The 21,261-nt window shown below is 59.8% G+C and carries 18 protein-coding genes; 7 read left to right on the forward strand and 11 right to left on the reverse strand.

The features are described from left to right. Positions 1 to 43: 43 nt before the first annotated feature. The 3 genes from CDA63_RS12875 to CDA63_RS12885 form a co-directional block, all read right to left on the reverse strand. Complete coding sequence (locus CDA63_RS12875; RefSeq protein ID WP_088464869.1) at positions 44 to 676, reverse strand: uridine kinase family protein; 633 nt, start codon at positions 674 to 676, stop codon at positions 44 to 46. Positions 677 to 845: 169 nt separating this feature from the next. Then, positions 846 to 1,430: an RdgB/HAM1 family non-canonical purine NTP pyrophosphatase gene (gene rdgB / locus CDA63_RS12880; RefSeq protein WP_088464870.1), complete on the reverse strand. Its 585-nt coding sequence runs from the start codon at positions 1,428 to 1,430 to the stop codon at positions 846 to 848. 101 nt (positions 1,431 to 1,531) lie between these two features. Further along, on the reverse strand, positions 1,532 to 1,930 hold the full coding sequence (locus CDA63_RS12885) for a hypothetical protein (protein ID WP_088464871.1): 399 nt from the start codon (positions 1,928 to 1,930) through the stop codon (positions 1,532 to 1,534). Positions 1,931 to 2,200: 270 nt separating this feature from the next. Here CDA63_RS12885 and CDA63_RS12890 point away from each other — a divergent pair, with 270 nt between their 5' ends. The 4 genes from CDA63_RS12890 to hemC all read left to right on the forward strand — a co-directional run bounded on the left by CDA63_RS12890 (position 2,201) and on the right by hemC (position 6,321). Further along, complete coding sequence (locus tag CDA63_RS12890; protein WP_088464872.1) at positions 2,201 to 2,449, forward strand: type B 50S ribosomal protein L31; 249 nt, start codon at positions 2,201 to 2,203, stop codon at positions 2,447 to 2,449. A 167-nt stretch (positions 2,450 to 2,616) separates the two neighbouring features. Then, positions 2,617 to 3,825 (forward strand): GlmU family protein, encoded by a 1,209-nt coding sequence (locus tag CDA63_RS12895; RefSeq protein ID WP_088464873.1) that lies wholly within the window; start codon positions 2,617 to 2,619, stop codon positions 3,823 to 3,825. Between the two features lie 177 nt (positions 3,826 to 4,002). Beyond that, positions 4,003 to 5,139: a DNA polymerase III subunit gene (locus tag CDA63_RS12900; protein ID WP_088464874.1), complete on the forward strand. Its 1,137-nt coding sequence runs from the start codon at positions 4,003 to 4,005 to the stop codon at positions 5,137 to 5,139. Positions 5,140 to 5,379: 240 nt separating this feature from the next. Beyond that, positions 5,380 to 6,321: a hydroxymethylbilane synthase gene (gene hemC / locus CDA63_RS12905; protein WP_088464875.1), complete on the forward strand. Its 942-nt coding sequence runs from the start codon at positions 5,380 to 5,382 to the stop codon at positions 6,319 to 6,321. 48 nt (positions 6,322 to 6,369) lie between these two features. On the opposite strand, the gene CDA63_RS12910 is transcribed toward hemC, so the two are convergent. Next, the gene (locus CDA63_RS12910) at positions 6,370 to 6,996 is read right to left on the reverse strand and encodes a DUF2238 domain-containing protein (protein WP_088464876.1); all 627 of its coding nucleotides are present in this window, start codon (positions 6,994 to 6,996) and stop codon (positions 6,370 to 6,372) included. A 222-nt stretch (positions 6,997 to 7,218) separates the two neighbouring features. Here CDA63_RS12910 and CDA63_RS12915 point away from each other — a divergent pair, with 222 nt between their 5' ends. Beyond that, a complete protein-coding gene (locus tag CDA63_RS12915; RefSeq protein ID WP_088464877.1) occupies positions 7,219 to 7,866 on the forward strand; it encodes a peptidylprolyl isomerase in 648 nt (215 codons plus the stop codon). Positions 7,867 to 7,883: 17 nt separating this feature from the next. Then, the gene (locus CDA63_RS12920; protein WP_088464878.1) at positions 7,884 to 8,792 is read left to right on the forward strand and encodes an SDR family oxidoreductase; all 909 of its coding nucleotides are present in this window, start codon (positions 7,884 to 7,886) and stop codon (positions 8,790 to 8,792) included. Between the two features lie 647 nt (positions 8,793 to 9,439). Here the strand turns inward: CDA63_RS12920 and CDA63_RS12925 are convergent. Genes CDA63_RS12925 through CDA63_RS12935 form a run of 3 tightly spaced genes read right to left on the reverse strand, consistent with a single transcriptional unit; the run spans position 9,440 to position 13,174 of the window. Next, positions 9,440 to 10,369 (reverse strand): ABC transporter permease, encoded by a 930-nt coding sequence (locus CDA63_RS12925; RefSeq protein ID WP_126546858.1) that lies wholly within the window; start codon positions 10,367 to 10,369, stop codon positions 9,440 to 9,442. A gap of 25 nt (positions 10,370 to 10,394) precedes the next feature. Next, positions 10,395 to 11,432, reverse strand: a complete 1,038-nt coding sequence (locus CDA63_RS12930; RefSeq protein ID WP_165768291.1) for an ABC transporter permease — start codon at positions 11,430 to 11,432, stop codon at positions 10,395 to 10,397. 5 nt (positions 11,433 to 11,437) lie between these two features. Next, positions 11,438 to 13,174, reverse strand: coding sequence for an ABC transporter substrate-binding protein (locus tag CDA63_RS12935; RefSeq protein ID WP_088464881.1), 1,737 nt, complete (start codon positions 13,172 to 13,174; stop codon positions 11,438 to 11,440). A 572-nt stretch (positions 13,175 to 13,746) separates the two neighbouring features. Between CDA63_RS12935 and CDA63_RS20505 the strand changes: the two genes are divergently transcribed. Further along, positions 13,747 to 15,285, forward strand: coding sequence for a hypothetical protein (locus tag CDA63_RS20505; protein WP_126546859.1), 1,539 nt, complete (start codon positions 13,747 to 13,749; stop codon positions 15,283 to 15,285). Positions 15,286 to 15,391: 106 nt separating this feature from the next. On the opposite strand, the gene CDA63_RS12950 is transcribed toward CDA63_RS20505, so the two are convergent. From CDA63_RS12950 to CDA63_RS12965, 4 genes are all read right to left on the reverse strand, one after another. Further along, complete coding sequence (locus CDA63_RS12950; RefSeq protein WP_126546860.1) at positions 15,392 to 15,931, reverse strand: hypothetical protein; 540 nt, start codon at positions 15,929 to 15,931, stop codon at positions 15,392 to 15,394. A 198-nt stretch (positions 15,932 to 16,129) separates the two neighbouring features. Further along, positions 16,130 to 16,729 (reverse strand): PKD domain-containing protein, encoded by a 600-nt coding sequence (locus CDA63_RS12955; RefSeq protein WP_126546861.1) that lies wholly within the window; start codon positions 16,727 to 16,729, stop codon positions 16,130 to 16,132. Positions 16,730 to 16,839: 110 nt separating this feature from the next. Continuing rightward, on the reverse strand, positions 16,840 to 17,556 hold the full coding sequence (locus CDA63_RS12960; protein ID WP_088464886.1) for a LytR/AlgR family response regulator transcription factor: 717 nt from the start codon (positions 17,554 to 17,556) through the stop codon (positions 16,840 to 16,842). A 130-nt stretch (positions 17,557 to 17,686) separates the two neighbouring features. Next, on the reverse strand, positions 17,687 to 21,235 hold the full coding sequence (locus CDA63_RS12965; RefSeq protein WP_088464887.1) for a hybrid sensor histidine kinase/response regulator: 3,549 nt from the start codon (positions 21,233 to 21,235) through the stop codon (positions 17,687 to 17,689). Positions 21,236 to 21,261 lie beyond the last annotated feature (26 nt).

A 21,261-nucleotide genomic window follows, 5' to 3' on the forward strand; every position in this document is an offset into this window, starting at 1 on the left:
CCGAAAATAATCGGGGGCTCAGATTAACGGGATGTAAGAACGCCTACGCGCTTTTGCTGGCCGCTACTTTGCCACGCAGAAACGAAACGAGCACATCCAGGCCTTTATCGAAGCGGTGGTTGTTGGGAATAATGAGGTCGGCGTCCTGCTTGAAGGGTTTGATATACTTCTCGTAAGTGGGAGCCACGTGGTGGGTGTAGCGGTAGAGCACGTCTTCGAGGTCATAGCCCCGCTCGTCCCGGTCGCGCACGATGCGGCGCTGCAGCTTCACATGTTCTTGGGCGTCGATATACACCTTCAGGTCGAGCAACCGGGCCACGGCCTCAAAGTAGAACACGAAAATGCCCTCTACCACCACAATGGGCGCGGGCCGGAATACCAGTTCGGTGGGCGTGGCTAGGGGGTTATTGAAGGTGTACTCGGGGCGGCGCACTTCCTGGCCTTGGCTGATACGCAGCACATCGGCGGCGTAAGCAGTCGAGTCGATGGAGGTGGGGAGGTCGAAATTCGTGACGCCCTGGGCATCAACGAGCTGGTTTTCGCGGGGGTGGTAATAGTTGTCTTGCGAAATCAGGCAGATTTCGTCTTCGGGAAACGAAGCCAGCAGCCGGCGCAAAAAAGTGGTTTTGCCCGAGGCGCTGCCGCCCGTGATACCGACGATGAAAGGGTGTTGCATAGGAAGAATCAAGACCCGTACCGGCAGGGCCAACCCTGCAAAAGTAACAAAATAGGATAAGCTGAGTGGTGCATTGCTGAGAAATAAGCGGCGGGAAGAGACAAATCAGCGGTAGTTGCCAGCAAAAGGAATGTCATTCAGTGCGGCGCGAAGAATGACACTCCTTTTCTCACTTCTCACTTCTCAAAAACGCCACCAGCCCGGCTACGGCGCGGCTGCGGTGGCTGAGGCCGTTCTTTTCGGCCAGCGTCATCTCGGCAAACGTGCGGCCGTCGGCCTCAGTGGGCGCAAATACGGGGTCGTAACCGAAGCCGCTGGTACCACGCGGCTGCTCACTGATGCGGCCTGGTACGGCCCCGGCAAACTCGTGCACCGTACCATCTGGCTGTACTAGGGCTACTACCGTGCGGAACTGGGCCGAGCGGTCGGACTTGTCACGCAACTCGTGCAGGAGCTTCGCTACATTGTCTTCGGCTAGACGCTGGGGCCCGGCGTAGCGGGCTGAATACACGCCGGGCTCCCCACCCAGGGCCGTTACCTCGAGGCCCGTATCGTCGGCGAAACAGGCCATACCGTAGTGGTCCCACACATACTGCGCCTTCTGGCGGGCATTGCCCGCGAGGGTGTCCTGGGTTTCGGGCAGGTCCTGCTGGCAGCCGATATCGGCCAAGCTTACCAACTCGACGCCGGCGGGCAGCAGCGGGCGGATTTCGTCGAGCTTATGGGCATTGTTGGAGGCAAAGCAGAGGCGCATAGGGCTATAGAATTAGGAAGCGGGGAAAGAAGGCGCAAGGTACGGGCATAAAAAAACCGGCGGGTAGCCGGTTTCAACGAGGAGAAGATGGGAGCATTCCATTAGCGGAACATCAACTTAATCAGGTCCCAGGAGCGGGCCATCGAGTTATCGGCAGATGGGGCCGGAGTAGTTTGGTAAGAGTGCGTGCCGGTGGCGGTGCGCACGGTAAGCCGGTAGATGAGGGGCCCCTGGCTGGTGGGAGTTAGCAGCACGTCCTTGTCGAAGTAGCGGTACTCGTTCTGGGCGGTGGGGCTGAGACTGACGAGCCGGTCAAAATCGTCGTTGGGGCCGTTTTGGCGGTACACTTCATAACTACTCACGCTTGGTACGGAAGCCGCTTCCCAGGCCAGACTAACGCCATCGGCCTCTTGGTGCGCCCGGAAAAGCATAAAGCCTGCCCCCGAGGCCAGGGCCGAGAATAGGAGCAGCAAGGACAGTAGCGTAATGGAACGGGACATAGCTAAATAAGGAGTAACAGAAATTATTGGCAAGTATAAGGGTATCCGGTCAGAATGAGATGATGAAAATGTTACAATTTTTCGGCGTTAATAAAAAAAACCCACTGGCTGCGAATACCTCAAGGAGTATCCGGCGGAGCGTCTGGGCAGCGCTTGGGCCACAGGTTGGAGAAAAAATAGTTAAGGTTTTTAAAATCCGGCGCTAACATGTACTTTTGCAGTCCCTTCCGCAAAATCGGCAGGCAACAAGGTACAAACACCACTACGACCATGAAAAAAGAGATTCACCCCGAGTATCGTGAGGTGGTGTTCCAGGACACCTCCAGCGGCTTCAAATTTGTGACCCGTTCGACGATGAGCTCCGGCGAGACCATCACGATGGAAGATGGCAAAACTTACCCCGTTATCAAGGTGGAAGTTAGCTCGGAGTCGCACCCCTTCTACACGGGCAAAAACGTGCTGCTCGATACGGCCGGCCGCGTGGAGAAATTCCGCACCCGCTACAGCAAAAAGGCTTAATTAAGCTGTTAGCTGACAGCTTATAGCTACTAGCTTCGCTTGAAAAAACTCCTCTCGTAACCCGGGGGGAGTTTTTTATTTTCCATTTTTGAACTCCCGCGTCTCCTTCCCCGGCTCGGCTGCATGAGCTAGCCGCTAGCAGCCATCAGCTAATAGCTTAAGAAAATATGCACGTTCTGCTCTTCGACGACCCCGCCATCAGGCCCCAGCTGCTGCCCTTTACCTTCACCCGGCCTGTGGCTGCGCTGCGCTGCGGCATTCTCACGCTGGCTGAAAAGTGGCAGCGCCGCCTCGACGCGCCCCAAATCGGCTACCTGACCGAAAGCTACCTGCAGGCCAAGTTTCCGGCCGGCGACACCCAGGGGCCGGCACTAGTCATCAACGGCGCTGTATGTCCCGACGAGCTGCTGGTACGGCAGGTGCGCGGCCTCGAATCGGGCGAGGCCCTGTTTGATGGCGAGCTGCTGGTGGCCGCCCACTTGCACGACGCTACCCAGGTGGCCGAGCTGATTCAGGAAGGCTTTCGCACAACCCGCCAGGTACTGGAGCCCGTGACCGTAATTGGGCAGCTCTGGCACCTGTTTCTGCGCAATGGGGCCGAAATCCGCCGCGACTTCGACCTGCTGACTGCCGGCCGCGAATCGGCCCCGGTGGGCGATGCGCATACTATCGTGTACGGCGCGGAAAACATCTTCATCGAGCCCGGCGTGAAAATCAGGGCGGCCATTCTCAACGCCGAAAACGGCCCGATTTACCTGGGCAAAAACTCCCAGGTGCACGAGGGGGCCATCATCAGCGGGCCGCTGGCACTCGGCGAGGGCAGCCACATCAACCCCGGCGCCAAAATGCGCGGCGACAACACCGTGGGCCCCTTCTGCAAAGTGGGTGGCGAAGTGGGCAACAGCATTATCATGGGTTATTCCAACAAGGGCCACGACGGTTACTTGGGCAACTCAATTATCGGCGAGTGGTGCAACCTGGGGGCCGATACTAACACGAGCAACCTCAAGAACAACTACGCCCCCGTCAAAATCTGGAGCCACGCGGCCGGCCGGTTCGTGAGCACCGGCCAAACCTTCTGCGGGCTGATGATGGGCGACCACAGCAAGTGCGGCATCAACACGATGTTTAACACCGGCACGGTGGTGGGCGTGGGGGCCAATATTTTCGGGGCCGGCTTCCCGCGCACCTTCATCCCGAGCTTTGCCTGGGGCGGCCCGGCGGGCTTCGAAACCTTCCGCTTGCCCAAAGCAGGCGAAGTGGCCGAGCGCGTAATGGCTCGCCGCCAACTCGCCTACGACGAAACAGAACAGTACATCATGCGCCACGTGTACGAGGCCACGGCCAAGGATCGGGTGTGGGAGAAGGCGGTTTAGCTCTGTGTTAAAAAAAGGACTGTCATGCTGAGCGCAGGCGAAGTCGAAGCATCTCTACTGTAGTACTAATCCTGGTGTCAGAGTTGTAACTGCGGTAGAAATGCTTCGACTTCGCCTGCGGCTGCGCTCAGCGTGACAGCTTCATTTTAAAGCCTGATTTCCCAATCCGTAGCAATCATGCGTTTCTCCGATATTTCCGGTCAGCAAGTTGTTAAGCAGATGCTCGTGGGCGGGGTGCGGCGCAGCCACGTGGCGCATGCCCAGCTGTTTCGCGGGGCCGAGGGCTCGGCGGCGCTGGCCCTGGCGCTGGCCTACGCGGCGTTTCTAAACTGCGAGAACCGTCCGCCCGAAGCCGAGGACTCCTGCGGGGCTTGCCCGAGCTGCCAGAAAATCGACAAGCTCATCCATCCCGACCTCAACTTCATCGTGCCCGTAACCACCACCAAGGCGGTGGCCAAGGATGCCACGAGCAGCAAGTTCGGGGCCGAATGGCGCGAGTTTGTGCTCAGCAGCCCCTACCAAGGCCTCAACGACTGGATGCAACACATCGGGGCCGAGAACAAGCAGGGCAGCATTTCAAAGGATGAGAGCGTGCAGCTGCTGCGGCTGGTGAGCCTCAAGGCATTTGAGGCGCGCTTCAAGCTCGTTATTGTCTGGCTGCCCGAGCTGATGCACCCGGCGGCGGCCAACGCCGTGCTCAAGCTACTGGAAGAGCCGCCGCCCGCTACCGTGTTTCTGCTGGTAAGCTTCGCGCCCGAGCAGCTGCTGCCCACCATCATCAGCCGGGTGCAGCCAGTGGTGGTGCGGGCTCTCTCGGAGGAGGAGCTGACGGCTTGGCTGCGCGACAGCCACGGCGTGCCCGAAGCCAAGGCCCGGCAATTGGCCCAACTCACTGATGGCAACGTGGGCGCTGCTTTGGCCGCCAGCGCCGGGGCGGGCAGTGCCGAGCACGACTATTACGCCCTGTTCGTGGGCTGGATGCGCACCTGCTACGGCAATAAAGTAGCCGATATATTGAGTAAGAGCGACGAATTTCAGAAGCTGGGTCGCGAAAATCAGAAGGAGTTCTTCCAGTACGCCCTCACGCTGCTGCGCAAGGTGCTCCTCTTCGGCCTCGACCCCCAGCTGGTACCCCATTTGCCCGCTGGCGAGCAGGGGTTTATCAAGGGCTTCAGCCCCTTCGTGACGCCCCGCAACGCCGACGCCCTCACCCAAGAAATCAACGCTGCCCATTACCACATCGAGCGCAATGCTAACCCGCGCATGGTATTCGTCGATGTGTCCCTGCGCCTGGCCGAGTTGCTGCGGATGTAGCGTTGAGGCGCAATGGCAGGTGAGACTTATTCTCATCCACCGCTGAGTTGAAGTTGCTTATTTTGGGCTGAAAAGCAGTTCAATGGCTCAAAAACGCAGTAAATACTATTTGCTAAATTGATATAGCTGGCGCTAAAACTATTATAGGCAGCCGCCTCAAGTATCCTGGCGCGTATCTTTGTTGCTGCTTCCGGACTGGCTTTCTGTCCCAAGTTTCCTGGTTTCTGACGTTAATTCCTATTGAAAACTTCCATTCGCATCGGCACCCGGGGCTCCAAGTTGGCCCTCTGGCAGGCCCACCACGTCGCCGACCGCCTGAGGAGCGCCGGCCTAGCGCCGGAAATCGTCATCATCACCACCAAAGGTGATATTGTGCTGGACCGCTCCCTCGATAAGATCGGGGCCAAGGGGGTGTTTACCGAAGAATTAGAAGAGGGCCTGCGCACCGGCCACGTCGATATTGCCGTGCACAGCGCCAAAGACGTGCAAAGCACCATTCCGGCCGATCTGGAGCTGCTGGCCTTCATGGAGCGCGAGCGGGTCAATGATGTGGTGGTCAGCTTCGACCCCGACCTCGACCTCAACCGGCCCGACCTGATTTTGGGCACCAGCAGCACCCGCCGCAAGGCCATGCTGCGCCGGTTTCTGCCCCAGGCTACCGCTGCCGAGGCCCGCGGTAACCTCCAGACGCGCCTGCGCAAGCTCGAAGAAGGCCAATACCATGGCCTCGTGCTGGCCTATGCCGGCGTGCACCGGATGGAATACGACGGCCTGATCCGCCACGTGCTGCCCGAAACGCAGTACGTGCCCGCAACCGGCCAGGGCAGTGTGGCCATCGAGTGCGCCCGCAACCTGGAGCCTGCCCTTAAAGCCCAACTGCACGCCGCCCTCGACCATGCGCCCACCCACATCTGCCTGGCCACCGAGCGAGCCTACCTGCGCACCATGGAAGGCGGTTGCAGCATCCCCAGCTTCGCCCTGGCTACCCTAGTCGGCCCCGATAGCCAAACCGTGCACCTGCACGCCGGCCTCATCAGCCTCGATGGCCAGCAGTTGCTCGAAGAAGTCCGCACCGCTCCCGTTGCTGAATCCGAACGGCTCGGTACGGAGTTGGCAGAAAGCATCCTGGGCTGCGGTGGCCGCGAAATCCTGGAAGCCATCCGGCAGGGCAGGAATGAGTAAAACGGTCATGCTGAGCGAAGACGCAGCATGACCATTTTACTCACTCACTCACTCACTCACCGAGTCGCCCCGCCCGAACAGGGCGTAGAGGACCAAGGCGAAAATGGCACCGGTGGAGTCGGCCAGCATGTCTTTTTGAGCGTCCCAGATGTCGCCCTGGCTGCCCAGGAAGGCTGCGCCGGCGTCGCCGCCGGCTAGTTCGGCGTACACCCACTCAATTAGTTCGTAGCTCATGGCTACCGTGCCGATAACGCAGAGCGGATAGAGGTAGCTGATGGCGCGGCTGCGGATGAGCTGGAGGGAATCGGTGTACTCGATGAGGGCGTAGGCGTAGAAGCCGACTGAGAAGTGCGCCACCCGGTCATACATGTTGCGCTTGAAACCGAACAGGTCGTTGAACCAGTCGAAAGGCACCTTCTCGAAGGTGTAGTGCCCACCCACGGTATGCATGAAAATCAGCACACTCATCAACGCGTAAGCGAGGTTGGAGAACCGCACGCCCCGTAGGTAAAGCACCATCAGAAAAGCGACCAGTAGGAAAATTGGCACGTTCTCGGCCCACCAGGTGGCCCGGTCCGTGGGGTGCACACCCAGTACTACGAACTCGATGAGATAGACGAGCAGCAGCAGTTTGGGAAACCAGGAGGCGCGGGCCGGGGCCGGAATAGTAGGCATAGTTGGCAGAGGAAAAATCGAAAAACGCGGCAACCTACACAAACGGCGCGGAACTGGCGCGTGGCCATTCCCGCTTTTCTGCCGCCCCTCACCGTTGCCGGCCGCGCCGTTGCTGAGCTGCTAGGCGCGCTGACCAAGGCCGAACTTTTCGCCCGGCCTCCCGAACAAAGCGCGTAAATTTGAGCTGTTATTTGCGTTTTACCTTCTGCCGCTCTTCACCCAATGAAAAATATATTCCGCCGTACACTGCTGATTGGTTTGCTCCTGAGCTTGGCCGTACCTGCCGCCCGGGCCGCCAAAGGTCCGCGCAAAAGCAAAAAGGACGAAGTAGTCACCATCAGCACGTCGTTGGGTGATATCCGGCTGGTGCTCTTTGCCCAGACGCCCCTGCATAAAGCCAACTTCCTCAAGCTGGCGGCAACCGGATTTTACAACGGCACTACGTTCCACCGCGTTATTCCGGGCTTCATGATTCAGGGTGGGAACCCAAATTCAAAGGATGCCCAGCCCGCCAATGAAGGCCAGAGCCCGGAAAACGAAAAGACGATTCCAGCCGAAATCCGCCCCGAACTCACCCACCAGCGCGGGGCCGTGGCCGCCGCCCGCACCCCCGATTTCGTGAACCCGGAGCGCCGCAGCAGCGCCTCGCAGTTCTACATCGTTCAGAACCCGCAGGGTACGCCCCACCTCAACGGCCAGTATACCGTATTCGGCCAGGTTATCAGCGGTCAGGAGGTGGTCGACAAAATTGCCCAGCAGCCCACCGGAGCCGCTAACCGCCCCGTCACGGACCTAAGAATGACCGTGAAAGTGGAGAAGATGAAGAAGAAAAAAATAACGGAACGCTACGGCTACCAGTACGATAAATAAGCCCCGGCTGCCTGCCCATGAAAATTCTTGTAACCGGCTCCAACGGTCTGCTGGGCCAGAAACTGGTGGCGTTGCTCAGCCAGCAGCCCGACCTGGAGCTGGTGGCTACCTCCCGCGGGCCCAACAAGCTGGCCACGTTGCACCCCCACGTGCGCTTCGTGCCTCTCGACGTCACCGATGCCGGACAGGTGCAGCGGGTTATCGGGCAGGAGCAGCCCGCCCACCTCATACATACTGCTGCCCTCACCAATGTGGATGAGTGTGAGTTGAATCGGGCCGATTGTTGGAGCCAGAACGTAACGGCCGTGCAGCATTTGGTGGCGGCCTGCGAGCAGCATCAGGTGCATTTGCTGCACCTGAGCACCGATTTTGTCTTTAGCGGGGATGCCGGGCCACTGGCCGAGGAAGCCGCACCGGGGCCGGTTAATTTTTACGGGGAAAGCAAGCTGGCCGCCGAGCAGCTCGTGCGGCAGTGCCGCACCCCCTGGGCCATCCTGCGCACCGTGCTCGTCTACGGCGTCGCCCACGACTACGGCCGTACCAACATCGTGCTTTGGGTGCGCGATTCGCTACGGGCTGGCCAGGCTATCAAAGTAGTTGATGACCAGTGGCGTACGCCCACCTTAGCCGAGGACCTGGCCCAGGGCTGCTGGCTGGCGGCCTGCCACCATGCCACTGGCATCTACCACCTTAGCGGGGCCGAACTACGCACGCCCTATCAAATGGCGCTCCAGGTAGCCGATTATTATGGCCTTGATGCTGCGCTCATTACCCGCGTTAATGCCGCCACGTTCTCGCAGCCTGCCCAACGGCCTTTGCGCACGGGCTTCATAATCGACAAAGCCGAGCGGGAACTGGGATATCGGCCGCACTCCTTTGCCGAAGGTATTGCTTTGGTTGCTCGGCAGACCCCGCAAGCTGAGTAGCGAAAGTGCGGCAGTAAAAAGCCATAAAGGCGCCCGATAGGTATCAGGCCGCCCTTTATGGCTGGTAATTGATGCTTATATATAACGTAACGATTAGTGTAACCGGTTTAAAGCGAGGTACTATAAACTAGCGGATCGTAAGAGCTAGGAAAAAAAACCCGCAAGCAACGCCCACGGGATTTTCACACACCTATTGCAACAACCTAACAGTAGGGGGTGAGCGGCAACTTACCGCACCGGCGCTACTGGAATTATTATATTATGCTCATCGGGCCAAAAAGCTGGCTGACGAAAACTTTCAGGAGTAGTAAAATTAGGCTGATACCTGGTATTGGCTGCACAGCGGTCGACTTTGATTCCTGCTACAACATTGAGCAGGCAGTAATCAAGACCGTTTAGAGTGCTGGTCAGCCAAACTGCCGGCCGTTCATATTACAATAGTATAGCGTAGCAAAAGGAGTGTAAAGGACACTTGTAGCATAAAAGTGACTTGATTAATTCGCGTATTTATTAGTAGTATTTGATATAAATTAATAATTTTTAATATTGTATATTATTGTATATAAAGTAATTGAGCTTACTGAGAGTTGCTATGCAAGCGAAATAAAATTAAGGTATAGTTACTGCTTAGTGACAACAGAAAAAAGTTAATGAATCCGACGATTGATGATGTTTTGTAGGCTTAGAATGGTGCCGACTAAGGCTGTACCCGGCCACGCCACCAGCCACCAGTCGGTGGGGGCGAGGCGTACGGCTGCCAGCAACCGGCCCCAACTGCCCACATCGGGCGGCAGGCCCACGCCCAGAAAGGAGAGAGTGGTTTCCAATCCGACCAGTAGGGCTACGGTGAGTGGCAGGCGCACCAGCAGCACATGGCGGGTATTGGGCCAGATATGCCGCCGCAGTAGCTGCCATCCCGGGATGCCAGCGGCCCGGGCTGCTTCCAAATAAGGTTGGGCAACTGTTTGGAGCGTAGCGGCCCGCACCAGCCGGGCGGGTCCCGTCCAGCAGCTTAGCCCGAGTAGCGCCACCAGCCCACCCAGCGAAGGGCGCTGCACGGCCACGGCTACCAGCACCAGAATCAGCAGCGGCACCGATTCGAGCAGCGTTGCTAGCCCCAGCACGGCTGCATCAATGGGAAAGCCCCACGCTTGGCGACCCCAGCGCGTACGCCCCAAAAGCCACCATACGGCTGTTGCTGGTACCAAGGCGGCAGCGGCCAAGGTCCAGTAGGGTGCAAGGGCTGCAAAGCCAAGCAGTGCCAAGCCGCCCGCCACCGCTGCTCGCCGCGGTAGCCGTCCGCCCGAGTTGCCTAAAAAGCCGGCCGCGCTGCCCATTGCGGCCCCCAGCAATAGCGCGACAAGTGTAGCAGGTACGCTTACCAGCACCAGCGTGCGCGCCCCGAGCAGTAACGCCACGCCCACATCGAGGCCCTGCGAATCGGTGCCCAGCCAGTGGCTAGGTCCGAAGGGCGGTTGGTTGATGCTGGTTAAGTCGGGAGGCGAAATTTCGGGCGCGCCAATAGGGCTGCCAGCAGCACCAGGCCCAACCAGGTGCCGGCCAGCCACTGGCGCCACGGTCGGAAGATGGTTTGGGCCCTACTCATAGCAGCCGGATGCGGGGGTCGATGAACTGGTAGAGCACATCGGTGAGGGCCTGGGCCGCCAGCCGTACCAGAGCCACCAGACCCACCGCCCCTAGCAGCACGGGGTAATCTTGGGTGGCGGCGGCTTCGGCCAGCAGCCGGCCCATACCGGGCAGCGCGAACAGAAACTCCACTACCACCGAGCCGGCAACCAGCCCGGGCAGCAACTCTGGCAGCAGTGCCAGGACCGGCAGCAGGGCGTTTCGTAGCACATGGTGGCGCACGGTACGCCTCCGCGAAGCCCCTTTAGCCCGGGCCGTTGCTACGTAGGGCTGGGCTAATTCGCGCTGGATGGCACCGTCTAGCTGAACAACCAGCACCGGCAAGCTCACGATAACCAGGCTTACCGTTGGCAGCGCCAAGTAGTAAAGCGTGCGGCCCGGGTATTGCCACCACGCTCCCGCGTCGCTGTCGAGGCCTAACCCGAAAGCTGGAAACCAAGCCAGTGTGTCGGGGTTGGCGAGCAGTAAAAGCAAACCCACGGCCACCAGAAACAGCGGCAGGCTCTGTACTCCGTGCAACAGGGCTAGCCCCAAACGCCGCAACCGGGGCCGGTAGCTGAAACCCAGCGCCAGCCAGAAGGCCAGCGCCCCGCTGCCCACGGCGGCCAGCAACGTGAGCGGCAGCGTGTACCGCAAGGCTCGAGTTAGCAACTCGGTTACCGTCTCATCCTGGCGGTAGGAGCGGCCCAGCTCACCACGTAGCAGACCGGTGGCCCACTGGTGATATTGGTTATGGAAACCGTGCCAGCGCCAGCCGGTAGCCGTGCCCCACGAAGCGTAAAACAACGGCCGGTCGAGGCGGTAGCGGCCAAGCAGGCGTTGCGTGAGGGCAGCCTGCTCGGTCTGCCCGCCCAAACGGGTATTGTTACTGAAAGTGGCTTGTAGAAAGGCCGTCGGGTCGGTGCTGGCCCGGCTCACCAGAAATAGGGCCGATAACGTCAGCCAGGCCGCCAGCAGCAGCCGCAGGGTCCGACGTAGTACGGCCCGTACCACCCAGGCTAACTTTTGGGGGCCAGGGGCCGGATGTGGGCGGCTTCGTAGCCTGGCTTGAGGCCCGTAACCGGCACCGTGCCCAGCCGCTGGGCCGCCGCTACACGGTAACGCAGGAAATATAGTACCGTAAAGGGCCGCTCCTGGTATAGCAGCCGCTGAAATCGGCGCAGCAACAGGGCCTTGCGGGCGGGCTCATTGGCCGCGGCAATCTGCTCAATCAACTGGTCGCTGGCCGGCTCCGAAAAGCCCGTCGTGTTGCCCGCCCCAATGCCGCGGGTATGCAGCAGGGGTGTAAAATCAAAGGAAAACGGGTTGCCCGTGAAAGTGCGAATTGAGAGGTCGGTTTCGCCTTTATGTAGCTGACCGCTCAGCACCGACTGCTCGGTAGGCCGCAGGTCTACCCCGATGCCTAAGGCGCGGGCCGCCGCCTGAAACTGCAGGGCCGCCGTTTCGAAGGCGGCCTCGCCCGCCCGGTAGCTTAGGCCTAGTTGTAGTTTTTGCGGCGGGCCGCCAGCGGCTGCGGGGCGCTGCCACGTACCGTCGGGCTGGCGCTGCCAACCAGCCTGCCGCAACAGGTCCGCGGCCGCGGCCGGACTAAAGGCAGGTATTGATAGGCTATCGTTGTAGTAGGCTTTGAGGCGCGGACTAATCAGGCCCACGCTCGGCGTTGCGTTACCTTGCTGAGTGCCTGCAATCAGGGCCGGTATGTTGAACAGGGCGCTTAGTGCCCGGCGTGTGCGGGCGTCGCGCAGCACCGGCTGGCGCACATCGAAGCTGGCCGCCAAAAACTCGTACGAGTTAGTGGTATAGAAGCGTAACTTTTCCCGGTCGGCCGCCGATTGTTGCAGGCGGGTAAATTCGGCAGCGGGCATCAGGGCGTACAGGTCGATTTCGCCCCGGCGCAACGCCAGCGTTGCAGTAGCCGCGTCGGGAATGATCTGGTAAATCAGCTGGTCGGGGAAAGCCTGTAGCGCGGGGGGCGGAGCAGGCAAGGTATCAGCCCACCAGTGGGGTTTGCGGGCCATGGTCAGGTAGCGGCCGTTCTGCCAGGTCGTCACCTTGTAAGGGCCACAGCCAGGAAGCCGCTCGGGGTGTTTGGCTAATTCCAGGGCTTGGTAGCGCCCGGCAAAAGCCGTTGCCGCCGCCGGAGCGGGCATCCGCCGCAGGTCGGCCAACTGCACCGTGCGCAGTTCACCCCGTGGGTCGAGCACGTATTCGGGAAAGATGGAGAAGTCGCCCGATTCCCGGATATGGTCTGGCGATGGCCCGGAGCACACGAGCGTAAAGCGCCGCGCGTCAGTCGAGTCGAGCCGGATATCCTGGATAAAGCCGAACATGGCTTGGTCCATCTCAATCGGTAGCCCGGGGCAATTCATCACCTTCAGTGTGAATGCCACGTCGCGGGCTAATATGGGTGTGCCATTGTCCCAGCGGGCCTCCGGCCGAAGCCGGTAGCTGACGAGCAGCAGCGAGTCGGCCGTTCGTTCCACCGTAGGAAAGTCCTCCGCTAGCCAGGGCACGAAATCAGCATCAGCCTCACTACCCGATAAAAGGCTGCAATAAGTCAGGGTGCTGACCTCGTAGGCGCTTTTGTTGCTGACTACCAGCGGGTCCAGGTTTTCCGGATCACGGTCCCAGCGAATCCGGACCGTGGAAGGTGGGGTATCCGAAGCGGGAGTGGAGCAGGAGGCCAGTAGGCCAACCCATAACCCCAGTACCAGACGCGAAAGAAATAGCTTCATGAACGGATAACCACTTAGGAAATGAACCCCGGCAAGTTACCACGTTTTATGAATGGTTGGGATTTGAAGGTGATTAACCTTCGTCACACCAACCCCCCAGACCATGAGCGCTATTCGTGGTAGTGTTAGGCTTCGTATCTGATGCGTCCTGAGACTGGATTTCGCCCGATGAATCGGAGAAAATAGAAAGCTGGAGAAGGGCGAAGGCGAGTAGCTCTAACATGGCTTGGAATTGTTTGTGGTTCAGACGATTGAACAACACAAAGGTGGGCTCCAAGCCAGCTCACGTAAAGGAAGCAGGGGGGGGGAATGTGACTCGTTATCAAGTGTATTTAGGTTGCCAGTATAAGCTGAAAAGTAATGTATGTTTGTATATTGAGAGTGTTTTGCTGGACGGAAGAGATGTTATTTGTGACATATATAATCTGGTTTGACGACAATTCCTCAACCACAAAGGTCTAGATAGGATGATCAAGTTATAAAGGCATGGTAAGGATATTTTGTGACGCGCACAAAAACCCTAGTGACTTACTCTATATTGCTAAAAAACTAGTACCAAAGCCTGTTTTGCCATGGATGAATTGATAACTCTAGTAAAGATTGTGACTGATAGAAGACTCGCTGTCCTACCATTCCTCGATTTTTCAGATAAGGAGTCAACTAACAAGGATTTGACGTTAGTGCGGTTGTTAGAAGAAGGGAAATTATTGACTAAAAATCAGTTAACAAAAGGTGTTTATGGAAAGATTGATGATAGGTCCAGTACGAATTTTAGGAAGTTAAAATCCCGAGTTCAGCAGAAGCTTTTGAATCATTTATATTTTCTCGATCAGACTGATCCACGTCACATTGTATCGAAGCAATACGACCAACAGTGTTTGGGCTTATTTCATCAGGCTAAAATTCTAATGGGAGAAAGTGAGTATAAGTTAGCAGAGAAGCTCTTCCGAAAATTTATGCGTTTATCTAGCGAAGCAGAGTTTACACATTATAGTGCATTAGGAGCCAGAGTGTTAAGAAAAATGTATGTGGAGATGGGGCGTCCAGCAGATTATAGAGCCATGTCAGATAAGTTGACAGTCTTTCAAACTCATTTGATGCTGGAGGATGAAGCTGAGAAGGTGTACACGGATATGAAATTAGCCTTAAATCATAAGGTGTACTCTAGAAAATCCCTGCTTATTCAATTGCCAACGTTTGAAAAAAAATTAGAAGAAATCCATGAAGAAATAGGTAACTACAATACCTTCTATTTTTTATATGCCGCTAGAATTTCTAAGCATGAACTAATAGGTAATTATCAGAAAATTATAGCTATAACTACCGAAACGGAGAAAGCTTGGCAGGAGGATAAGATCAATAAAAAACGCTTCGATAAGCGTTTTAACAACTATATGAGTGTTTACGCACACCTACAATGTCGGCAAGCGAGAGAAGGGTTGGAATTGGCAGAGGGCTACTTTAAGGATTTTCACCATTCATCGGGTAACTGGTTCTACTTCCTGGAAACCTACCTGCTGTTGGCTATTCATGCCAAGCAGTATGGGCAGGCGGTGCAGTTGTTGCAACAGGCCCGTAAGAACCCCTATTATAGCAAGCAGCGGCCGGCGGCCCAGCAGCGCTGGGAATTATATGAAGCCTATGTGCAATTCGTGCGGCCTGAGCAGTCGGTGCTCAAAATGCGGCACTTCACTCAATTGGTACAGATGGTGCCCGATTACAGCCGCGACAAGCAGGGCTACAACGTGGCCATCCTGATTCTGCAGTTTCTGTACTTTATGCAGCAGCGCGACATTGAGGGGCTGCTCGCTCGCCTCGAAGGCCTGCGCAAGTACGAGCAGCGCCACTTGCGCGACCCCGCTACGCTGCGGAGCCAGCTGTTTTTCCGGCTGCTGGTGCTCATTGTAAAGGAGAACTTCAAGCCGGAAGCCTGCGAGAAAAAGGGCCAGCCGCTGCTGGAGCGGCTGCTGGCTGCGCCGCTACCGGGGCAAGCCTACGGAGAAATTGAAATCATTCCTTACGAAGACCTTTGGGAACTGACGCTGGACATGCTTCGCCAGTTGGCCGCCGATGATGTAGCTGCCGAGCATGCGTCCCGCAATAGGGTGTAGATACTCACAGGGCTCTTGCTAATGCAACCGCGCCCGGCACTATCCTTCTGAGAACGGGTTCCGGGCGCGGTTGCGTTATCGGGCGTTGTCGGCCCGGGGGGAGTAGTTAGTGGCGGACCACGGTGTTGGTTCGGGGAACTACTGACCGAAATACGGGCGAAACTGACTTACGAGCTGGCGTCGGCTTCGTAGTTGGTTTGGGGCCAGCGGTACGCCCGGAGGCAGGTGGAGCCGTGACCAGCGTGGCCGGAGTAGCTAGAGGGGGTGGCGTTGGAGCAGGGGGGCGCATAGCAGCTACAACGTCTGGCAGCCTGCCGGGGGCAGCTTTCAGTAGCTTCTCATACTGGGTAGGCGAAAGGATACTATGTAGCTGATCGGTGTAATCGAGGCCAATGGCTTCCAGCTTTTTCTGGAGCATATCGGGGTCGTTGGTGTATTGCTGGCGCACATCGGCCTCCTGGGTGAGGCGGATGTGCACCAACCGGCGTACGGGCAACTGGCGGGCATCGTCGAGCGAGATAAAGGCAGCCAGTTGGCAGGTAGCCGCCGTGGCTTCTTCGCGCATGGCAGGTGCTACTTGCTGGGCCCAAACGGCGGGTGCAGATAACAAGAGCAGGCTCAGCAGGCCCCCAATCAAAAATTTCATGTTACAGAGGGGAAGGATGGGCTGCTTAGGACTGGAAGTGAACAGGGAGAAAAACAGCAAAATCCAGTACTAAGATGGCAGGTTATCCAAAGATAAGGGCTGCGGCCCAGCCCCGCGCAACGCCGTGCTTAACGAGGTAGTAAGCCAGGTGAACGGGGTAAAAAATCCGGCCAGTAGCAATCCGCGGTTGCCAGTTGGCTATGGCACCACTACTACCGGGCGGCTCACGCAGTGGCTGTCGGGACAGGAGCCCGGTCCGTTGGCGCGCAGGGCCATACGCACCTCGTACCGGCCAGGACGGCGGAAGGCATGTTCGGCTCGGGAGCCGTTGGCCACGTAACCGTCGCGAAAATCCCAAAGCACGACCATATTCTGGCACAGCGGCAGTTGCGAGTCGAGAGCGTCGAAGGCTATGGCCTGGCCCACCCGCACGGTATCAGCGGCTCGGAAGTTGACGACGGTTTTCTGGGTGAAATCAACAGGAATCAGCTTTTCGGCAGTCCGCACTTCGCCGGTGGCTTCGTCTACTACATCGAGGCGCACGGTATAGCTGAGCCGCCGCTGGTAACAATGGGCAACGGTAGGGCCGCTGAGTTGCGTGCCGTCGCCCATGTCCCAGCGAAAGGTGAGCGGGCCGGCGGCCGGATCGACTGCACGGCTGGCGTCGAGTTCCACGCACAGCTCCACCACGCGCGGCAGCGGGCAGGCGGTGCTGTTAGTGTCGCCGGCCTGCTGGGCGGCGGCGGGCCGGGCCAGCAGTAGTAAGGGCGTCAGAAACCACAAACAGAAAAAACGCACGCAAGAGTAGTGTGGTAACAAAAAGAGCAGTGACGATTTGGGCAGCGGCCCCACGGAAGGGATAGGGCGTATCGTGAAGGCAGCACAGCCACCGGCAGGCTGGTTTCAGTTTAAAACTTGTTCAGGCGCTGGAAAACCTCTTTCAGGTAGGTTTGGCCAATGGGAATGTACTTGTTGTCGAGGACGATGGTGTTGTCCTCGATGGTTTCGACCCGCTTGAGGTTGACAATGAAGGAGCGGTGCACGCGCACGAATAAAGCGGCCGGAAATTTTTCCTCCACGGCCCGCATCGTGCTATAAACGATGAGCTTGCTGTGGCTGGTGACAATGTGCACGTAGTCGCCGAGGGCTTCCACATAGCGTACTTCATCGAACTGCACCTTCACCAGCTTGGCATCGACCTTAACGAAGGTAAAAGCCGCGTTGACAGCTTCTGGCAGCGTTTCGGACCGAGCGGCCACCGCTTCCCGCGCCTTCTGGGCGGCCTGCAGAAACCGGGCGTAACTGATAGGCTTGACCACGTAATCGAGCACGTCGTGCTCGAAGGCCTCCACAGCGTAGCTTTTGCTGCTAGTGATGAGGATAACCAGCGGTGGATGCTGGAGGGTGCGCAACAAGTCGAGGCCCGACATGAGGGGCATTTCCACGTCAAGAAACAGCAGGTCGATGGGCTGCTGGCGCAGGATTTCGGCGGCGGCTACTGCACTTTCGCAGCTGGCGGTGTGGGCCAGGAAAGGGGTATTGAGGACGCAATTTTCGACTATCTGCACGGCCAGCGGGTCGTCGTCGACTACCAGGCAACGGAGCGGAGCGGAGTTTTCGGCCATAGAGCGCAGAAAAAAAGAGCGAATATAACGGGGGGAAGCTACAGGGCAATTCTGCTTCTTGGCCAACCGGACAGCTTACTTGCTGTAGAATTTGCCGGGCAAACCTACAAAGTTTCTTGGAAAAAGCCAGTCAGCCCGGAGTAGAACTAATCAGCAGCCGTTGTTCCAGCAGCGGATAAACGTGGTGCAGACGCCGGTGGATGTCGGCCAGTTGGTCCGCTAAATCCGGGCCTGCTGGGGTTAACCGGGCCTGCTGCTCCACAGTTTCGAGCAGGAGGCCTAATTGTTCGAGGCCGAAGTAGGCGGCTTGGCCCCGGAGCTTGTGAGCCACCTGGCTCAGGGCCGCGTCGGCGGGCAGCCGGAGCTGTTCGGCCATTTGGGGGGCCTGGGCCAGGAAAGTGGCGATTATCTGGCAGATAAAGGCTTCGTTGCCGCCGGCCAACTCTTCGAGCAGCGTCCAGTCGGGCGCTTCGGGGCCGGGCGCTTCGGGGCCGGGCGCTTCGGATGGTCCGGGTGCGGGCTGCGCCAGAGCCGGGGCGGTGGCTGGCGAAGGAGCGGAGGTGGGCGCATCAGCGGGGGTGCGGCCGGTGTAATGGGCGAGGCGGGCATAGAGTACGGCCGGGTCGAATGGCTTGGCCAGCGTGTCGTTCATGCCGGCGGCCAGGGCCAGCACCCGGTCTTCGGGTAGGGCCGAGGCCGTCAGGCCGATCAGGGGCAGGCGTTGCGGGTCGGGGAAGAGGGCGCGCAGCTGGCGGGCAGCCTCGTAGCCGTCCATTTCGGGCATCTGCACATCGAGCAGCACGGCGTCAAATACCTGCTGTTGGGCGGCTTCTACGGCTAGGCGACCGTTGTCGGCCAGCGTCACGCGCACGTTCCAGGCTTCGAGGGTTTTGCGGGCCACGAGCTGGTTGAGCAGGTTGTCTTCGGCCACGAGTACCCGCAGCGGAGGCTCGAAGGGCGGCAGTACCAGCGCGGCCTCGGGCGGCACGGTGGCCGGGTCGGCGGGCCGGGCCGGAATCTCAAACCAGAAGGTAGAGCCCGCGCCCTCCTCGCTTTCCACCCAGAGCCGGCCGCCGTGTAGCTGCACCAGATTGCGGGCGATGCTCAGGCCCAGGCCCGTGCCTCCGTACTGGCGGGTGGTGCTGGCGTTGGCCTGGGAGAAATCCTCGAAAATAGAGTCCAGCTTGTCGGCCGCAATGCCGATACCTGTGTCGCGAATGCCGAACCGGAGCCCGGCCGCGGCTTCCGGACCAGCCGGGGCCACCAATTCCACCCGCAGCGTGATGCCGCCGCGGGTGGTGAACTTGACGGCGTTGCCCACCAAGTTGACGAGCACCTGGTTGAGGCGCACCGGGTCACCCAAAATAGCGGCGGGTACCTCGGGGCTGATTTCGGTGTGAAAATAAAGGCCCTTGGCTTCGGTGGCGAACCGGAACATGCGGCCGATGCGCTCCACGAGGGCCGGCAACCGGAACGGGGCCTGCTCCAGGGTGAGCTTACCGGCCTCCATTTTAGAGGAGTCGAGGATGTCGTTGATGATGACCAGCAGGTTCTGCGACGACGACTGGATGGCCTCCAGGTACTCCTGCTGCTCCCCGTTGATGGGCGTGTTGCGTAGCAAGTGGCTCAGGCCAATCACGGCGTTCATGGGGGTGCGGATTTCGTGGCTCATGTTGGCCAGAAACTGCGCCTTGGCCCGGCGTGAGGCCTCGGCTGCGTCGCGGGCCACTACCAAATCGGCGTTGGTTTGCTCGGTTTCGGCTTTCTGCTGGCGCAGCTCAGCGGTCCGCTCCTGCACAGTGGCTTCGAGCCGGAGCTTCTGGCGGCGCAGTGTGGCGGTGCGGGCCCTCGTGAACCCCCAGACGCCGCCGGCCACCGCTGCCACGCTCAGCACGGCAAACCATGCGGTTTGCCAGAACGGGGTGGCAATCCGCAACGGCGCGGCCGCCACTGCCCCCCAGTGGTCCTCGGCCCCGCGCCGCGCCCGCACCTCAAACTGATAGTTACCAGCCTCCAAATGAGGGAAATCAGCCTCGGCGAGGCTGCTGGGGCGGCTCCACTGGGGCTGGTAGCCCCGCAGCCGGTACTGGTACTGCCAGGTGCCGGCCGGGGCTAGGCTGGCCGCCCGGAAAAACCAGGTGAGGTGGTGGGGGCGGGCCGCCAGCTCGGGCAGCGTGCCGGGGTCACGCCGCGCACCGTCTACCTCCACCGCCGTAACCGAAACCGCCGTGTGGGTAGTCGCTGGCCAGCGCGAGAGGGCTACCCGCAGCAGGCCGGGACGGCTGGCCAGCACTGCGGCTGGCTGGGGGCCGGGCAGCAGGGCCATGGCGTTGGGTAGCAGCTCCTGTACCAGTGGGTTGCCCGGGGTGGTGAGGGGCCTGAAGCCGTGGCCCCGGCCCAGGCTGAGGGCGTTGCGGTGCTGCACCAGTAGCCCCGCGGGCGTGGGCAGCAGCCCGTAGCAGTAGTTGCTGGCCAGCCCGCTGTTACGGGCCGTGAACTGCCGGAACCGGCCCTGTTCAAAGCAGAACAGCCCGTCGCCCTCGGTGCCCACCCACACCCGGCCGGTGGCATCCTGGGCCAGGGCGGTGGCATCGATGCCGCCCGGCAGCAGCCGGTAGCTACGGAATTCGCCCCCCGTTTCCAGCACGGCCAGCCCGGTGCCGTGGCTGGCAAACCACACCCGGCCCTGGCGGTCGGTCAGCACGGCGTACACGTCGTTGTGGAGCAGACCAGTGGCGGTGGTGTAGTGGCGCAGGCGGCCGGCCCGCAGGTAAAAAGCGCCGTCGCCCAGCGTGCCCACCCACAAGCCGCCGGCCGTATCGCGGGCCAGGGTCGTTACGTGGAGGCGGCCGGGAAGGGCGGCCAGCACCGCCGGATCGTAGCTGCTCCCAGGTTGCCTGGGGCTGGCTGATCCGGCCAGATACGGCCGGACGCCGTTGGTTTCGGTGCCGTACAGCGGCCCGGCCGGCAGCAGCACCGTTATGGGTCCGCTGGCCGCCGGGGCTGCCAGTGACTGGAGTGCCAGCCCGGCCACCGATGCTTCTATCCGCAGTAGCTGCCCCGCCGCGGTGCCAGCCATGATGCTGCCGGGGGCATTGCCCGCCAAAGCGGAGAGCCGTTTGGAGGTAGCAAATAGCGTGATATGTGGGTCGGTGAGCCGCCAGAGGCCCGCGCCGGCCGTGGCCAGCCAGTAAGCGCCCTCCGCATCGCGCAGTACGGCACTGATAACGGTTTGGGGCGGCAATGCCGGTTGGTAGCGCCGCCGGAACTGGCCAATACGGGCCGTGTCGGGCGCGGGCAGGCCCTTGGCAACGCTGAGCAGCCGGGTTTCGGCGGCACCGGCCCGGCGGAAGGCCCGCCCCTGGCTCACCGAAAACCCACTCTGGTAGTGTCCCACCCACAGCCGGCCGGTGCCGGGCTCCACGGCCAGCCGGGTCACGAAATCCTCGGCCAGCCCCTCGCGGGTGGTGAAAGTCTGGAAGTTAGTGCCGTCGAAGCGCACCAGTCCCTCGGCCGTGCCTAGCCACAGGTAGCCGGCGGAGTCCTGGGCTAGGGCGTAGATGAACGGCTGGCTTAATCCTTCGGCCGCCCCGAACTGCCGGAGAAACTGCCGGGCCGGCAGCGGCTGGGCGGCGGCCAGATGGGCAAACAAACAGAGAAGCAGGAGCAGGCGGCGCATCAGGACCGGCAAGATAGGGGTTGGGC

This window comes from Hymenobacter amundsenii, from assembly GCF_002204745.1.
GTDB lineage: Bacteria > Bacteroidota > Bacteroidia > Cytophagales > Hymenobacteraceae > Hymenobacter > Hymenobacter amundsenii.

Excerpts from the sequence above, each read along its gene's own strand:
- CDA63_RS12875 (WP_088464869.1), bottom strand. The coding sequence starts at position 676 with ATGCAACACCCTTTCATCGTCGGTATCACGGGCGGCAGCGCCTCGGGC.
- rdgB (WP_088464870.1), bottom strand. The coding sequence starts at position 1,430 with ATGCGCCTCTGCTTTGCCTCCAACAATGCCCATAAGCTCGACGAAATC.
- CDA63_RS12885 (WP_088464871.1), bottom strand. The coding sequence starts at position 1,930 with ATGTCCCGTTCCATTACGCTACTGTCCTTGCTGCTCCTATTCTCGGCC.
- CDA63_RS12890 (WP_088464872.1), top strand. The coding sequence starts at position 2,201 with ATGAAAAAAGAGATTCACCCCGAGTATCGTGAGGTGGTGTTCCAGGAC.
- CDA63_RS12895 (WP_088464873.1), top strand. The coding sequence starts at position 2,617 with ATGCACGTTCTGCTCTTCGACGACCCCGCCATCAGGCCCCAGCTGCTG.
- CDA63_RS12900 (WP_088464874.1), top strand. The coding sequence starts at position 4,003 with ATGCGTTTCTCCGATATTTCCGGTCAGCAAGTTGTTAAGCAGATGCTC.
- CDA63_RS12910 (WP_088464876.1), bottom strand. The coding sequence starts at position 6,996 with ATGCCTACTATTCCGGCCCCGGCCCGCGCCTCCTGGTTTCCCAAACTG.
- CDA63_RS12915 (WP_088464877.1), top strand. The coding sequence starts at position 7,219 with ATGAAAAATATATTCCGCCGTACACTGCTGATTGGTTTGCTCCTGAGC.
- CDA63_RS12920 (WP_088464878.1), top strand. The coding sequence starts at position 7,884 with ATGAAAATTCTTGTAACCGGCTCCAACGGTCTGCTGGGCCAGAAACTG.
- CDA63_RS12935 (WP_088464881.1), bottom strand. The coding sequence starts at position 13,174 with ATGAAGCTATTTCTTTCGCGTCTGGTACTGGGGTTATGGGTTGGCCTA.
- CDA63_RS20505 (WP_126546859.1), top strand. The coding sequence starts at position 13,747 with ATGGATGAATTGATAACTCTAGTAAAGATTGTGACTGATAGAAGACTC.
- CDA63_RS12950 (WP_126546860.1), bottom strand. The coding sequence starts at position 15,931 with ATGAAATTTTTGATTGGGGGCCTGCTGAGCCTGCTCTTGTTATCTGCA.
- CDA63_RS12960 (WP_088464886.1), bottom strand. The coding sequence starts at position 17,556 with ATGGCCGAAAACTCCGCTCCGCTCCGTTGCCTGGTAGTCGACGACGAC.
- CDA63_RS12965 (WP_088464887.1), bottom strand. The coding sequence starts at position 21,235 with ATGCGCCGCCTGCTCCTGCTTCTCTGTTTGTTTGCCCATCTGGCCGCC.